Raw genomic sequence first — 16,257 nt, forward strand, 5'->3', positions numbered from 1 at the left:
CACCTCATTTAGAGCAGTTTATTCATCATCCTTCAATTTCGATAAATCTGCATCTTCGCCAAACTCAGTTGCATAATTAGGATTTCTATTTGTTTGTCGTCTATCATCGTTTCGCTCAACTTCTTCATTCATCGGCGAAAATAAAAGACTTAAGCAAATTAATCCACTCAATCCAACAAGACCGTAAATTAATCTGGACAAAAATGCTTCTTGACCACCAAATATAGCTGCTACTAGGTCAAATTGAAAAAATCCAATGAGGCCCCAGTTAATCGCTCCGATAATAATTAATGTCAGTGCGATGCGTTGAATGATTTTCATAAATAAAAACTCCTTTAAATATGAATTTGATTACAGTAATAACATTTGTACAGATATTCGTTTTTATACTAGCTGTTTCGGGGATTTTTATTGATTGTCTCCAATTAATTTAAAGTGAAGTTCGAAAAAAGGATTGGGTAGTAGGGATTTGCATTAGAGATGAGATTACTGTTCAGCAGAACTTTGAAGGACAAAGTGGTTTATTGTCTCAATTTTTGTAAAGTTAATCCGAGACAAGCTATTTTTTTGGGTAAAGACACATTTCCTAGAAAACAAGTAACTAGGTTAATGACCAAAGAATAGGATGGTGTGAACTAACTAAAGTTAGGAGTGTATTTTATGTATCCAAGTCAAGTAAATATGTATCATCCTCCTTATAATGGGGAAGCTGATTTATCTTCACATCATCACCAGAATCCTTACTATTATAACGAAGACGTTAATGAAAGACTGTTTGGCCAATTATTTCCTTCAATAGGGATACCTTCTGGACCACCTGGATTCCAACCACCATTTAGCTCTCCTGGTCAAAGTCAAGCAGGAGGACCACCAACATCACCACCGCCATCATTTGTTCCTGCACAAACACAACAAATAGAAGCATTTGCTGTTGATCCGGGTGGCATAAGGGGTTGTTTATTTAGGTTTACTTACGTATGGCTAAGAGGTTTTCAGCAATTTTGGTTTTTCCCAATCTTTGTTGGTCGAAACTCTGTCGCAGGTTGGCGTTGGACTGGATTTAACTGGGTTTACTTCGGAATAAGTTTACAGCAAATTCAATCGTTTACTTGTTTCTAATGAAAAAAATTTGAAAAGAGCATTATTCTGTTTATAAAAAGCATATTTTCACCTAGAAATGTTAAAAAACTAGAGCCATGCGTCAAAACGGAGGAGGGCACTACTGATCGAAAGGATTTCTGCGAAATGCAGAGCTTTATTGATGAGGATGAGTGGAAGAAACTTTGAAAGATATATCAGCAATTAATTAATTTATTAATAGTATGGGTATATTGCGTATTATAAATCCACCCTTGAAGTCATTTTCAGGGGTGGATTGTTCATCATTAGTATGCTGTCCAGCCTGCGTCAGCGGCAATAACTTGTCCGTTTACGAAGCTTGATTCGTCTGAGCCTAGGAAGAGGGCAAGCTGCGCAATCTCCATTGGTTGTCCAACACGTGGCATTGTTCCACTACCGGTCATTTGGCGTCCCATGCCAAACTCTGAAATGTTGGTCATTGTTGAACCGATGTTCGTTTCGACCCCGCCAGGAGCGATGCCGTTACAGCGGATGCCAGATTGCGCATACATGTAGGCAGTGTTTTTGGTTAATCCGGTTACAGCATGTTTGGATGCAGTATAGGCTGCACCGGCACGAGCACCGCGGAGTCCGCCTGCTGAAATATTATTGACGATGACGCCATGACCTTGCTCTAAAAAGATGTTTGTTGCAATTCGCATTGCTCGCATGACACCAGTTGTGTTCACCGCAAAGACGCGCTCCCATTTCTCATCCGTAACCTCTCCGACCGGCTCCATTCCATCCATAATGCCTGCATTATTCACTAAGATGTCAAGCTTCCCAAATGCTTCTTTTGTTTCAATGAATAGATTTTCAAGATCGGCTAATTCTGCAACATTAGTGCGATTTGCAATGGCAACGCCCCCGTCATTGTTAATGGCTTCTGCTACTGCCTGAGCCCCTTCAAAATTATAGTCTGAAACAACGACTTTGGCACCTTCTTTTGCATACAATTCAGCAATTGCTTTGCCCATCCCTGAAGCTGCACCTGTAATAATAGCTACTTTGTCTTTCAATCTCATAATCAAAATCCCCCTTGACATTAATGAAATGTACAACAACTCCCCGTAATCAATTATTGTACATTTGTTCAATAAAATCATAGTATTAAATGGGAATCAATTTCAATATACAATAAGAGACAAACTGACCAATATTGAACAAAATTATAAAATATGTTCGAAAACGGGGAGATGGTTATTTGAATAAACATGATTTGCGCATCTTAAAAACAAAGCATAACGTACATCTAGTATTAACGAATCTATTGAAGAAAAAACCTTTAGCACAAATAAAAGTTACTGAACTCTGTAGAGAAGCAAATATCAATCGAGGTACATTTTATTTTCATTACCGAGAAATAGGGGATGTATTTAAGGAATTGTTTGAAGAAGTTATGTTCGATTTGAGGGAATCTTATCACGAACCCTATCGTCATACAGAGTTTCTTGAGGTGGAAAAGTTAGATCCAAAAACGGTTCGTATCTTTCATCACATCAAAAAATATGAAGATTTTTATAGAATTATTTTTTCTAAAGAAGTCTCGACAGCGTATTATTACATGTTTTTTGACGAAATTAGAGCTATTTGCATTGAAGATAGAAATGTTGTCTATTTTGGAGAGCCTAGCGATTATTTATATTCCTTTTCAGCCAATGCCATAATAGGATTAGTTATTGAGTGGTACCGTCGTGATTTTCAAGAAACAGCAGATGAAATGAACATTCATTTGGTGAACATCCTGAAGATTTATGGAAACAGACGTAATGAAAAAGAATGATATCAAGATTATGAAACTTGTTAGAAAGGAACTAATTTTAGAAACAGGAACGATTTTCGCTCGTTCCTGTTTCTTTTTGCGAAAGAAAATTGTGACAAAATTGTGTCTGTTTCATTGATTTTTTCTATAAAATTCAATAAAACATAATGAAATATAACAAAAATCATAGTCGCATCTGTAAAGATCCATTAGAATCTTTCTGATTCGTGATGAATGGTTCAACACAAATAAAATTAGAAGGAGGTTACTTGTTGTGTTATTTCAAGCGCAAGATCTTGAGCTTGACGAAAATATTCTACATATTTATTTAAGTATCGCACTGGGCGGGAATTCTTATTTGCATCCATACATTGACAGCTGTTACAGGGAGAGAGAATGGGAGTATTATGAAGTATTCCAAACGAGTGCTTTAAAAGGAAATACGCTATTCTCCATGTATTCGACGAAGAGTGAAGAGAAGATTAGACAAGTAGCAGCGATTTTAGAATGGAGCAATAGATCACAACAATTTGCACAAATTGAAAAATTGATTAAAAAAGGATATAAATTTGTCTATCAATATTTTCATTTGAATAAACGAATTGATTTTGAACATTTCATGAGAAGCTACGCTAAGAGGAAAAAGATAAAAGTAGTTAAAGAAATAGATCTGATTTATCAAAATATCGTTCTTTGGTACCTCTGTAAACAATACAGGAAACCATTTAATACGGAAAATGTTGCTTGGCAGTCTTTTCAGAATGTTTTATTGGCCACCTTCAATGAAGTGAAAATTCAAAAAGTCATGTTTTCCAAAAAAAGTTTGGCTGAGAACAAGAAAGCTATAGAGAGGCTATATGGAGAATACGAGATTCCGCGCAATATTCGTTTCGATACGATCGGCACTTTTTTAGACTATCTTATTTCAGTCCGATTAAAAAAAATTCAGGAAGCTAACCCAAAAATAGGCGTTGAAGATGCTGAGAAAAAAGTATTTGAAGTTTCGCCAACCCGGTATATAGGAGCAGTTGGAGGGTGGCTGAAGACGCTTCAGATTCACGAAATGGATGCGCTTAATCAAATCCCCTTCTCCAAAATGGAATTAGATACTGTTTTTTTGGAGCTTTTGTATGCGCAAAAATATCATTATATAACAAATGACGATCAAGATTTGTTTCTGATTACATGTCTTTATCAAAAATGTCTTGTTTCACTTTACCACGAAACAAAGCAAATGTATTTAGAACAATCGAAAAGAGAGTACTATTTGGGGTTAAAGGCAAAAGAGTCGCGCATTAAAGAGCAAGAAGCTGAACTTTCTAGGAAGGAAAGGGAATGGAAGCTGAAAAATCAGCAATTGCAGCGAGAGGTTGAGGGACTTACAGAGGAACTTCGGTTAAAAAATTCTATGATTCGGCAATTAGAGCAGCAAATTGAGAATATGGAAGATTATTCTGAAGAGGTGTTTGCACTTAGAAAATATGCTTATAAAGTGGAGAGAACAGAAGAAAATGTGGAAGAGAAAGCTCCCTCTCTTAGAACGATGATTGAGTATATAAAATCTATGAATATTGTCATAATTGGCGGTTCTCTTAATTGGCAACAAAAATTAAAGGAATGGTTACCTTCTGTTGAATTGTTTGAAACGGATGAAATTACAAGAGATATCTCCAAGATAAAAAGAGTTGATGCGGTTTTTATTAATACAGCAGTGTTATCACATGCATTTTATAAGAAAGTGATGAAAGAGATGAACAAAAAAGGAACACCGCTTTTTTATTTGGGTGGACACAGCAATATGGAAAAAACGTTACTAGAAATCTACAAGTGGTTAACGGAGTAAAGGTAAATTTCAAAAAATGGTCACAATTACATTAAATTTGTAATTTTATACGGTTGCAACCGTAAAATTATTTTGTACCGACATTTAAACAGTTTATCGTTTATTTGCGAATAAAAATTTTATTATTTTTTTGATTGTTCGGAATTTAAACCAGTTAATTTGTCTTAAATATGAAATTATTCGCCTTTTGTATAGTTCTTTCGATCATCTCAAAAAATAAGAGCCTTTCCTCCATATATGTCTACTGTGACATATGTTATAGAATACTTTTTTATATTCTGTAAAAATGAAAGCGATTTATATATGTCTAAAAAGACATATAAAGCTTTTCATAGGGAGGAATGTTTGCTCATGACATTGAAAAAGAACGTTCACGCTGGGGAGGTTAAGGGATGAAGATAAATCGAAGGGAATTCGTGAAGCTTTCCGGTGTACTTGGGGTAGGCTTGGCGATAACAGAGCTTGGATTTGATGTAAAGAAGATAAAGGCTTCGACAAAAGAGTTTAAATTGGAAGATTCTAAAGAATTTACATCTGTCTGTACGTTTTGTTCAGTTGGTTGTGGAATGATTTGCCATGTGAAAGATGAGAAATTAATCAATTTAGAGGGTGACCCTGATCATGTCATTAATGAAGGCTCTCTTTGTAGTAAGGGAGCATCCATGTCAGTTGTGCCCAACTCTGACCAACGTGTTAAAACCCCATTATATCGTGCTCCTGGGAGTGATAAATGGCAAGAGATTAGCTGGGATGAAGCGATTGATAAAGTGACGAAAAAGATGAAGGAAGTTCGCGATGAAAATTGGATAACTAAGGACAGCGAAGACGGGAAGGATTATCCGGCTAATCGAACTGAAGCGATCAGCATCGTAGGTGGAGCACAAAATAATAATGAAGAGTGTTATTTGTTAGCAAAAATGGCCCGTGCATTAGGTGTTACCTATATCGAGCATCAAGCCCGATTATGACACAGTCCAACAGTCGGCAGTTTGTCGGCTTCGTTTGGTCGCGGCGCGATGACAAATCATTGGATCGATTTAAAAAATGCTAAAGTTATTTTAATTGAAGGCAGTAATGCCGCTGAAAACCATTCCATGTCCATGAAATGGATTATGAGGGCAAAGGAAAATGGTGCGAAGGTTATTCATGTCGATCCTCGTTATACGAGAACTTCAAAAATAGCAGATATTTATGCACAAATTCGCCCAGGAACGGATATTGCTTTTTTAGGTGCCATTATTAACTATATTTTGGAGAATAAATTATACAATGAGGAATTTGTAAGAACTCATACAAATGCATTGTATTATACGAACGAAGATTTCTCGTTCGATAATGGGGTATTCTCTGGCTATGATGAGGAAGAAAAAAAATATGCAACAGACTCATGGTCTTATCAGCTTAATGAGGAAGGAACACCAATCATCGGCACGAGCCTTGATGATCCGCAATGTGGATTTACTAAATTAAAGAAATTTTATAGTCGCTACACTTTTCAAGTAGCTTCAGATATTACCGGCATTCCCGTTGAAACGATCAAGTTGATAGCGGATACATATGTGAATGCTGGACCAGGTACCATTATGTATGCTTTAGGAATGACGCAGCATACGGTAGGTGTTCAAAATATTCGTTCATTTGGAGTGCTGCAATTACTTTTAGGAAATGTTGGGAAGCCGGGAACGGGCATTAATGCTTTGCGCGGTGAACCGAATGTTCAAGGTTCAACAGACTTTGCCTTACTTTTTAATTATGCTCCTGGGTATTTTAACTGGCCGAACTCGAATCAACCTACATTGGAAGATTGGACAAAGAAAAACGGCACATTTAGAAGGAGATTCTTTGTTAACCTTCTAAAAGCATGGTTCGGTGAAAATGCAACGCCTGATAATGACTTTGGTTATGGTTGGCTGCCGAAAAAGGATGCCAACAAAAACTATTCAATTTATAGAATCTTTGAAACAGCGTTAGATAACACGATGAAATTTATGTATATCGTTGGGCAAAACCCGATGGTGACAAGTCCTAACTTGAATCTCGTACACGAAGGATTCTGTAAACTAGATATGCTTGTTGTCAATGATCTATTTATGACAGAAACAGCAAGTTTCTGGGAAAAACCAGGTGTTGATCCTTCTGAAATAAAAACAGAGGTTATTTTCCTCCCTGCTGCTTCCTTCCTGGAAAAAGAGGGGACATTAACGAACTCTGGTCGTCTTGTTCAATGGCGATATACGGGAATCAAACCGGTCGGTAAAGCAAAAAGCGATCTCGAAATATTCGATTTAATTTATACAAAAATGAGAGATTTATATAAAAATTCTACTGATCCAAAAGATGAAATATTTAAGAGAATGACATGGGAATACCCAAAAGAAAATACGAGTATGGCAGATGCAGTATTAAAAGAGATTAATGGCTATGATTTAAAAACAGGCAAACTAGCAACGGGAATTAGCGCCTTAAAAGATGATGGCTCAACAAGCTCGGGTAACTGGTTATACGCAGGTGTATATACAGAAGAAGGAAATCATTCTATGCGTACTGGAAATAGCGATCCAAGTGGGTTAGGTGTGTTTCCTGAATTTAAGTGGTGCTGGCCTGGAAATATTAAGATCATTTACAACAGAGCTTCGGCTGACATAAATGGAAAGCCTTTTGACGAAAAAAATAAATACATTTGGTGGGATGCTGCTGAAGGAAGATGGACGGGATATGATATACCAGACGTTGGAAATATCAATGATGGACCAGATCAACCAGGAGGACGCAAGCCGTTCAGAATGACAGGGGAAGGTGTTGGCCGCCTCATTGCCAATACTTATCATGATCCGGATGTTACTTATGAGCCTTTGCCACGTGATGTTTCAAGCGTTCCAGCAGATGGTCCGCTTCCGGAATTTTACGAGCCAGTGGAAAGTCCGACAACAAATATTCTTCATCCTAATGTCGCTATCAACCCTTGCTTAAAATATCCAAGGATAGAAGCGAAACAACCAATTGGGAAGAAAGAAGATTTCCCATATGTCCTTTGCACTTCAAGTATTGCAGAACATTGGTGTGCAGGTTCAGTGACAAGAAATGTACCTTGGCTGAATGAATTGGTGAAAGAGACTTATATCGAAATGCCGGTGAAGTTAGCTGATAAATTAAGTGTTAAGAATGGTGACCGTGTGGCAGTTAGCTCAGCACGTGGTGAAATTGAGGTAAAAGTGATGGTGACACATCGCATTCAACCGTTGCAGATCAATGGTGAGGAAGTTACGGTGGTTTGGATGCCTTACAACTGGGGCTATAAAGGTTTAAGTACGGCTGCTAGTACAAATCTATTAACGATAGATGCAGGTGATCCAAACACATGGATTCAAGAAACAAAAGCTTGTCTTGTTAACATTAAGAAAGCTTAATAAAGCAATAGGGGACTCAATATGACTATGACGAAACAACTTACACTTAAAGAAAAATGGTTGCAAGATCGGCCATTTTTAGAGGATATCGCCCGTTTTCATGAAGTCATTGAAACGATTCTTGACCAAGTACCATTTAAGGTGGAGAAAATGAAAAATTTAGATGCGGCGAAGGATGAATTTAATAGAGGGATACCCGTTTTAAAGTGTGAACATGTAACTGTTCCAATTTTTGAACAAGCTTGTCAAGCGTTGAAGGCTTTAACATCATTGGCAGACTACAAAGAGGTACCTGAGCCGTTTCGAGCCAGTTGTTCGAGTTTAGGCAAAGTGATGGAGCAGGATGAAGCTTTTATAAGAGCTGTTATTCATTCTTTAATGAATGAAGACTATCAAACTCTCGGTGAAATCATTGAAAAGCATCAATTGAATGAAGGGATCATTTGGTTTCTAGGCTGGACGGCACTTTCTTATGTTTTACAGCCACATCTATCAGAGCTACAACAATGGGAAAGGCAGCAATCATGGAATAGAGAGTACTGTCCTACTTGTGGGGCACTTCCTAATATGGCTCAATTAAAACGAAGCAATAAAGGGAGAAAAAGACATTTAATTTGTGGATGCTGTAGGTCACAATGGCTCTATAAAAGAATGGGGTGCCCTTATTGTAAAAATGAAGATCCGAATTTGCTGCGCATTATGGAAATAAATGAGGAAGAGGATATACGTGTTGATGTATGCAATAGCTGCAACAGTTATATCAAAGTCTATACCAATAAAGGAGAGGAAGAGGCTGCACTTCTTGATTGGATGACTTTACATCTCGATTTATTACTTAAGGAGCGTGGGTATGTAAAAATGGGTACTCACTTAATAAACATATAATGAAAGCTTACTTAGATAATGCAGCTACATCATTTCCAAAACCGCCTCATTCTTTAGAAAGAGTATTTGAAACGATTTCGCGTGGCGTTGGAACACCTGGTCGAGGCATGCATGAAATTTCAGCAAAAGCAAACGATGAGATTGTTGTGATAAGAAAGCAGTTAGCCAAGTTTTTTGGCGTTCTAGAGGATTTTCGCGTTGTATTTACTTATAGTGCAACAGATGCTTTAAATATGGCAATAAAGGGATTTGTTCGAGATGGTGACCATGTCATCATCTCGAGCATGGAGCACAATTCTGTCCTGCGTCCGCTCCGTGGCCTTGAATCACAAGGAAAAATTGTTTTAGATATTATTCCTTGTGATAAGAAAGGATATCTCAATACGAAAGCTTTATATGAAAAAATAAATGAAAAAACACGGTTGGTTGTTGTCAGTCATGCGTCAAATGTGACAGGGGCAATTCAACCGATTGAAGAAATTGGGAAAGAGGTACGGAAGCGCGGTGCTTTTCTATTAGTTGATGCCGCTCAAACAGCTGGTGTTTTACCTCTGCATCTGGAAAAGCAGCATATCGATATGCTTGTTTTTGCAGGACATAAAGGATTATTTGCGCTGCAAGGGACAGGAGGACTTGTGATTGGCTCTCGTATTGAAGGCTTGAAAGCATGGAGAGAAGGAGGAACAGGCTTTGACTCTAAATCTGAATCACAGCCTGTTAATTGGCCGGAAGCCTTCGAGGCTGGAACACATAATATTCCAGGAATACTGTCCCTTGGAGAAGGGCTAACCTTTATTGAAAATACTGGTATAGAGACCATTGCGGATACAGAACTCGCCCATTTACGTTATCTTTGGGAAAAGCTATCTTATAACGAGGAAGTTATCCTGTACGGGCCTTCACCCGATGAAGCGAGAGTAGCCGTTCTATCTTTTACAATCAAAGGCTGGGATCCTGAGGATATCGGACATATGCTTAATCAAAATTATGGAATATATGTGAGAACGGGTCTTCACTGTGCTCCGTCAGCACATAAAACAATCGGCACATACGGTGATGATGGAGAAGGAACAATACGAGTCAGTCCAGGTTTTTTTACGACTAAATTAGAATTAAAAGAATTCCTAAAGGCGATAAAAAATATAACGTCAACAAAAGTAGGTTGGTATTAAGGAAAGGAGTGAATGTATGGCACAGGAAATAGCAATGCTGCATGATATCTCGAAATGTACCGCTTGTAGAGCTTGTATGGTTGCATGTAAACAATGGAAAAACCTCCCAGCAGATCCTACGCCATTTGAGGGAGAATTTCAGTCCCATAGTGATTTAAGTCCAACAACTTATAATTTAATAAAAATGAAAGAAACATATGAAAATGGCCAATTCCGCTGGGATTTTCTTAAGTTCCAGTGTATGCATTGCGGCGACCCTGCATGCGCGAAGGCATGTCCGGAGGATGCATTAACAAAATTAGATAACGGTGTCGTTTCCTTTGATTATGATAAATGTGTCGGTTGTGGATATTGTGCAACCAACTGCCCATTTGGCGTTCCCAAAATTGATAAAACAACAAATAAGAGCACCAAGTGTGATTTGTGCGAGGATAGAATTGCAAATGGGATGGTGCCGTCTTGTGCACAAACCTGTACTGCGGATGCAATTTTGTATGGGACAAGAGAAGAAATGACAGCGATAGCAGAAAAAAGGTTAGAGGCGCTTAAGAAGGATTACCCGAATGCACAGCTTTATGGGGTCGATCAGTCTAATGGTGTTGGAGGGACAACAATGATGTATGTTTTGACTGATCATCCTTCAACGTTTGGCCTGCCTGAAAGTCCAAAAGTTCCTACGAGTCTAGCAATCTGGAAAGATGTCGTTCAACCAGCAGGAAAAATGATGTTAGGAGCAACTACAATGGCGGTTGTCGGCTCCATTATCACCCATGCGATGAAAAAAGAAAAAGGAGGAGCAGAAGGAGGAGAGGATCATGAGCAATAGAGGCAATCCGAGAATGGTAAAACGCTTTAATAAAGGTTTTATTATCTCACACTGGGTAAATGCAGGCTCATTTTTTATACTCTATATTTCTGCCCTGCCAATGTACACTGAATTTTTCGATTGGCTTTACCCTGTGTTCGGTGGTCCAGCTGGCGCCCGTTTAGTGCACCGTATTGCAGCAGTGACATTTATGCTGCCGCTCCCGATTTTAATTTTCTTTGACCGCCAAGGGTTAAGAAGGTGGAGCAAAAATATATTTTCATGGAAAAAACATGATATTCAGTTTTTAATCCAATTTCCTAAAGAATTTTTTGGTTTGAAGGCTAAGACGCCGAAGCAAGACTTTTTTAACGGGGGAGAAAAAATTAACTCTTGGTTAATGATTGTGACAGCGATTATGCTAATTGGCTCTGGTATTGTAATGTGGTTCCCTCAATATTTCCCTCAAGGTTTTGTGTTGTGGGCATATCCAGTCCATAATGTCGGCTTAGGACTTTCAGCAGCTGTTGCTATTGCTCATATTTATATGTCTGTAAAGCTAGCAAAACCATCATTAAATGGAATTTTTAAAGGGGATGTGACAGAGAAGTATGCGGAGGAGCATCATGGCCGTTGGTATGATGAATTGAAGGAAGAAGATAAAGAAGAACGCAAGCTTGGATAGGGAACTCAAAAAAGGGCTTGTGTGTCAATACACAAGCTCCTGATTTTTGGATAAGTGAATTAATTCTCTAGTTGAACAATCATCATTCATTGCTTATTTTTGTTTGAAATTGGCAGAGAATAGTTTTTTGCGAAAGCATTAATACAAAATTTTATTCAAATTTTACTTGAATATTGACGATTTCAGAACGTGTCCCAATCCGAATAGGAGGCCCCCAGAAACCAAAGCCGCTTGTGACGATCGAGTGCATCTGCTCCTTTTGCAAATGGCCCCAGTCATTTTCATACATCGCATTCGTAATTAGATTTCCGGGAAAGACCTGCCCTCCGTGTGTATGACCGGACACCATTAAATCAATGCCTTCCTGCTCGGCAATATCAAGCTCATATGGCTGATGATCAAGTAAAATGGTTGGTTTTGTAAGATCGACATCATTCATTAGGGCATTTAAAGAAAGCCTGTTGGTATCCGTTTTGTCTTTTCGACCGATAATGGTCAATTGATCTTCAATATTCACTGCATCATCATATAGCACATGAATTCCACTGCCTTCCAACGCATCGATAAGCTCTTGCATCATGCCATCATGTTTGTCGTGATTACCGAGTGAAGCATAGACACCATAAGGTGCTTCGAGTTTCCTTAAGATTTGATCAATCTTCTGATCAAGAAATGGCTGGATATCATCATCAAAAATGTCACCTGGTAGAAGGACTAAATCTGGATGAAGTGCATTTATTTCTTTGACAAACCGCTCTGCGTGATCTTTTCCGGAGAGCAGACCGAAATGAGTATCAGCTGCCATTGCAATTGTCAGATTATCAAGTGAGGAAGAACCTTTTTCGACTGTAATCTCATAGCTGTTAACAACAGGGCTGTACGCGTTAAAGCTGCCATATCCTAAAAAAGATATGAGTAGGCCAAGCGTAACATAACCAGCCCATTTTTGCGTTCTCTTCTTTGGTAATGGGGTGAATCGTAATAGGATAACCGTAATATGGGCAAGTGGAACTAAAAGTATTAACATATACAAGCAAGCCATCCAATATGCGCCAACAATATTTACAAATGTGAGTCCAGACATGCGGCCGACAATAAATGAACTTGCTGTCAATCCAACGATGATAATATAAAGCGCTTTAAAGCGCCGGCTTGATGATTCTGGTCGAATCCAACGATAGCCTACCCAACCGATATAGTAGACAATCGCGCCATACAACAGCATGGCGATGAGCAAAATAAGAATGAACATATGTATTAGCAAACTCCTTTTTTAATTAGTATAACAAGACAATGGTAGTCAAGTATATTAATAGCTATTCTTCATATTTTCTCTCGGCAAAGTTCTTTTTTTCTAATCAGGAAAGCAAACGTGACCCATTTTTATTGGACGAATTAAGAGCGATCTAAAATATATTTGACAAGAGTTTCATCATATATTAAAATAATGACATAAGTAAGCGCTTCACTTATAATTTAATGATTATCAGGGTGTTACTGAAGAAGGCATAACCTGAATTTGCAAACAAGCAAGGGAACATTTTTTCTTGCATGCAGATTCGGGTTTTTTATTTTATTCTTGATTTGTGGTGGGAACATAAAAATAGGTTATTTTGTCCAAATTAAAAGGGTAAATTTTTTAGAATCAAGTGCAATGTTGAAATGAAAAGGGGGGATGGTGCTGTGATTCTTAAGAGAACACTGAACAATAATGTTGTACTGGCCAAAAACGAAAACCACCAGGAAGTTGTTGTTTTCGGAAATGGGATAGCCTTTAATCGTAAGCCGGGAGATATTATTGATGAGTCGAAGATCAGCAAGGTGTTTACCCTTCAATCCCAGAACCTTTCATTGAAAATGGCAAATCTGCTAAAAGAAGTTCCGGTTGTGTACGCTGAGATTGCCGAAGAAATTATTAAGTATGCAAGGACAAAAATCAAAACGCCAATAGGTGACTATCTTTTCTTGGCTTTGACAGACCATATTTACTATGCTGTTTCACGATATAAGGATGGCCTAGATATCCATAACGTATTGCTATGGGAAGCGAGGAAATTGTACAAGACAGAATTTGAGATTGGCCTGAAAGCACTCGAGATTATCAAGGCTAAAGTCGGTGTCGAATTCAGTGAGGATGAAGCGGGGTTTATCGCCTTTCATTTTGCCAATGCACAAATGGAAGGGGAGGAAGTCAACAGGACGGTGAAAATTACTCAATTCGTTCAAGATATTCTCGGAATTATAAAATACCACTTTGGAATTGAGTTCGATGAGGATTCCTGGAATTATGGAAGACTTGTCACCCATCTTAAATTTTTTGCACAACGAATACTTTCCGGTGATACCGGACATCAGGATGATGACTATTTATACGAGCAAGTTCAGCATAAGTATAAAAAAGCTTTTGAATGTATCAAGAAGATTGAAAAATATGTGGCAAATGGTTATGGGGTTTCTCTTTCAAAAGCAGAAATGGTCTATCTAGTCCTTCATATAAACCGTGTAACGAGCCGAAACGAAGGATAACGATACAAACAACTTAATTATTCAGGGTGTTACTGTAAAAGGCATTACCTGAAATGAAACAGAGAAGGAAACAGCAGCGATCAACAACGGTCGCAAGCTGTGGACTCTGTATTCATTTCAGGTTTTTTTATTGAAAAACTAAGAAAGATGACAGATAGGAGGAAAACTACAATGGCAGATTATAAAAATCTGGCTAAGTCAATTATCGATGGTGTAGGTGGAGAAGAAAATGTACAAAGCTTATATCACTGTATGACACGCCTACGTTTTAAACTTAAAGACGCAAGCAAGTTCAATAAAAAGGAATTGCAAAATACCGATGGTGTTATCACGGTTGTCGAAAGCAACGGTCAATTTCAGGTTGTAATCGGCAATCATGTTGCGGATGTTTTTGAAACGATTAAGAGCATGTACAAAATTGAAGTAGCATCTTCAGAGAAAGCAACAGATGAAAAGAAAGGCAATCCAATTGCCCGCATGTTTAATATCATGTCAAGTATCTTTACCCCGATAGTCCCATTACTGGCAGGTTCAGGTATGCTGAAAGCTCTGCTGGTAATCATGACAACCTATTTCGGGATGTCTGAAGAAGGCAGTACGTATTTGATATTAAGTGCAGCTTCTAACGCAGTATTTTACTTTTTCCCACTTGTGCTCGCTTTTTCAGCAGCGAAGGCATTTGGCACAAACCAATTTGTGTCATTTGCGATTATGGCGGCTCTACTTGAACCAAAGTTTACGGGTCTAATGAGTGAAGTTGGTGATGTCGTTGAATTTGCGAAACTTCCTATCGTTCTAATGGGTTATAGCGGAACCGTCATCCCTGCTATTTTAGCGATTTGGGCATTTTCATATTTAGAGCGTTTCTTGAATCGTTACATTCCTAATTTAATCAAAATGTTTGCGGTCCCAATGTTATCACTTCTAATTATGGTCCCACTCACAGCCGGTGTGATCGGTCCTGTAGGTGTATTCCTTGGGAACTGGATTGGTGATGCGATCTCTTACTTGAGTGGCACTAGTGGTATGGTGACAGGTGCTGTCATAGGAGCCGGCTGGACATTCCTTGTTATGTTTGGTATTCACTGGGGGATTGTACCAGCAATGCTTAACAACCTTAGTACAACCGGTTTTGATACGATTCGCCCACCGGTTGCGAATGCAACGTTTGCCCAAGCTGGTGTTGCATTTGGTGTATTCTTGAAAGCAAAAGATAAAAAGCTAAAATCAACAGCGATATCAGTGTTAATGCCTGCTATTCTTGCTGGTATCACCGAGCCGATTGTGTATGGTTTATCGGTTAAATACAAGCGTCCTATGATCGCGGCAGTAATTGGGGGAATGCTTGGTGGAGGTTTTGCAGGGGCAATGAATACAACGGTAATGGCATATGTTTTCCCTGCGTTAACTACTCTCCCTGCATTTATGACAGGAACGTTTGTGTATTACATTATTAGTATTACGATCGCATTTACTGTAACTGCTGCATTAACTTATATTTTAGGTTTTGATGAAGAAGGGACAGAAGAGCCTTCACCAAAAGAAGAACCGAAAAAAACGAAGCCCGTTGAACGCTCAACAATTCTTTCTCCAATGACTGGACAAATTGTTCCACTTAACCAAGTAAATGATCCTGTCTTCTCTACTGAAGCGATGGGCAAAGGCATTGCTATCTTGCCAGAGGATGGAAAAGTTTTCTCTCCAGTTTCAGGGAAAGTAACAACCCTGTTTCACACAGGACATGCAATAGGTCTAACTTCAGATCTTAATACTGAAATCTTAATTCATATCGGCCTTGATACTGTCAAACTAGAGGGAGAATTCTTTAAAACACATGTCAACCAAGATGATGATGTTGAGCAAGGTCAACTTTTGATTGAATTTGATCTAGAGAAAATCAAGGAAGCTGGCTATGATGTGACCACTCCTGTTATTATTACGAATTCAAATGATTATACAGATGTCATAGAAACCGAGCAACAATCGGTTAAGAAGCAAGATGTATTGTTGACCGCAGTTGTTTTGTAAGCAATGAGGACCGCTGTGTAAATTC

Annotated in this window: 13 protein-coding genes; 10 read left to right on the forward strand and 3 right to left on the reverse strand. The window is 38.4% G+C overall.

Going from position 1 to position 16,257, the window contains the following annotated elements:
- Window positions 1-18: 18 nt before the first annotated feature.
- Window positions 19-321: a DUF378 domain-containing protein gene (locus FCJ93_RS00410; RefSeq protein ID WP_095311203.1), complete on the reverse strand. Its 303-nt coding sequence runs from the start codon at window positions 319-321 to the stop codon at window positions 19-21.
- A gap of 360 nt (window positions 322-681) precedes the next feature.
- Here FCJ93_RS00410 and FCJ93_RS00415 point away from each other — a divergent pair, with 360 nt between their 5' ends.
- Window positions 682-1,119 carry a hypothetical protein gene (locus tag FCJ93_RS00415; protein WP_408014787.1) on the forward strand — a complete coding sequence of 146 codons (438 nt, stop codon included), beginning with the start codon at window positions 682-684 and terminating at the stop codon, window positions 1,117-1,119.
- Window positions 1,120-1,385: 266 nt separating this feature from the next.
- Here FCJ93_RS00415 and FCJ93_RS00420 read toward each other — a convergent pair whose 3' ends face one another.
- A complete protein-coding gene (locus tag FCJ93_RS00420; RefSeq protein ID WP_137742708.1) occupies window positions 1,386-2,144 on the reverse strand; it encodes an SDR family oxidoreductase in 759 nt (252 codons plus the stop codon).
- Window positions 2,145-2,323: 179 nt separating this feature from the next.
- Here FCJ93_RS00420 and FCJ93_RS00425 point away from each other — a divergent pair, with 179 nt between their 5' ends.
- The 7 genes from FCJ93_RS00425 to FCJ93_RS00455 all read left to right on the forward strand — a co-directional run bounded on the left by FCJ93_RS00425 (window position 2,324) and on the right by FCJ93_RS00455 (window position 11,678).
- Complete coding sequence (locus FCJ93_RS00425; RefSeq protein WP_095311197.1) at window positions 2,324-2,902, forward strand: TetR/AcrR family transcriptional regulator; 579 nt, start codon at window positions 2,324-2,326, stop codon at window positions 2,900-2,902.
- A gap of 253 nt (window positions 2,903-3,155) precedes the next feature.
- Window positions 3,156-4,724: a hypothetical protein gene (locus tag FCJ93_RS00430; RefSeq protein WP_137742709.1), complete on the forward strand. Its 1,569-nt coding sequence runs from the start codon at window positions 3,156-3,158 to the stop codon at window positions 4,722-4,724.
- Between the two features lie 392 nt (window positions 4,725-5,116).
- Complete coding sequence (gene fdnG, locus FCJ93_RS00435) at window positions 5,117-8,131, forward strand: formate dehydrogenase-N subunit alpha (protein WP_137742710.1); 3,015 nt, start codon at window positions 5,117-5,119, stop codon at window positions 8,129-8,131.
- Between the two features lie 21 nt (window positions 8,132-8,152).
- A complete protein-coding gene (locus tag FCJ93_RS00440) occupies window positions 8,153-9,016 on the forward strand; it encodes a formate dehydrogenase accessory protein FdhE (protein WP_137742711.1) in 864 nt (287 codons plus the stop codon).
- Window positions 9,016-10,188 carry an aminotransferase class V-fold PLP-dependent enzyme gene (locus tag FCJ93_RS00445; RefSeq protein ID WP_137742712.1) on the forward strand — a complete coding sequence of 391 codons (1,173 nt, stop codon included), beginning with the start codon at window positions 9,016-9,018 and terminating at the stop codon, window positions 10,186-10,188. Before FCJ93_RS00440 ends, FCJ93_RS00445 begins: the two co-directional genes overlap by 1 nt.
- Before the next feature lie 16 nt (window positions 10,189-10,204).
- Window positions 10,205-11,014, forward strand: a complete 810-nt coding sequence (locus FCJ93_RS00450; protein WP_137742713.1) for a 4Fe-4S dicluster domain-containing protein — start codon at window positions 10,205-10,207, stop codon at window positions 11,012-11,014.
- Window positions 11,004-11,678 (forward strand): formate dehydrogenase subunit gamma, encoded by a 675-nt coding sequence (locus FCJ93_RS00455; protein WP_137742714.1) that lies wholly within the window; start codon window positions 11,004-11,006, stop codon window positions 11,676-11,678. The genes FCJ93_RS00450 and FCJ93_RS00455 overlap by 11 nt, the downstream gene beginning before the upstream one ends.
- 151 nt (window positions 11,679-11,829) lie before the next feature.
- Here FCJ93_RS00455 and FCJ93_RS00460 read toward each other — a convergent pair whose 3' ends face one another.
- Window positions 11,830-12,930: a metallophosphoesterase gene (locus FCJ93_RS00460; protein ID WP_137742715.1), complete on the reverse strand. Its 1,101-nt coding sequence runs from the start codon at window positions 12,928-12,930 to the stop codon at window positions 11,830-11,832.
- Window positions 12,931-13,361: 431 nt separating this feature from the next.
- On the opposite strand from FCJ93_RS00460, the gene licT reads away from it, so the two are divergent.
- Both licT and FCJ93_RS00470 read left to right on the forward strand, forming a co-directional pair.
- Window positions 13,362-14,204, forward strand: a complete 843-nt coding sequence (licT, locus tag FCJ93_RS00465) for a BglG family transcription antiterminator LicT (RefSeq protein ID WP_095311179.1) — start codon at window positions 13,362-13,364, stop codon at window positions 14,202-14,204.
- Window positions 14,205-14,375: 171 nt separating this feature from the next.
- Complete coding sequence (locus tag FCJ93_RS00470) at window positions 14,376-16,232, forward strand: beta-glucoside-specific PTS transporter subunit IIABC (protein WP_095311177.1); 1,857 nt, start codon at window positions 14,376-14,378, stop codon at window positions 16,230-16,232.
- Window positions 16,233-16,257 lie beyond the last annotated feature (25 nt).

Origin of the sequence: Robertmurraya siralis (genome assembly GCF_005502275.1) — a bacterium.
Classification (GTDB): domain Bacteria; phylum Bacillota; class Bacilli; order Bacillales; family Cytobacillaceae; genus Robertmurraya; species Robertmurraya siralis.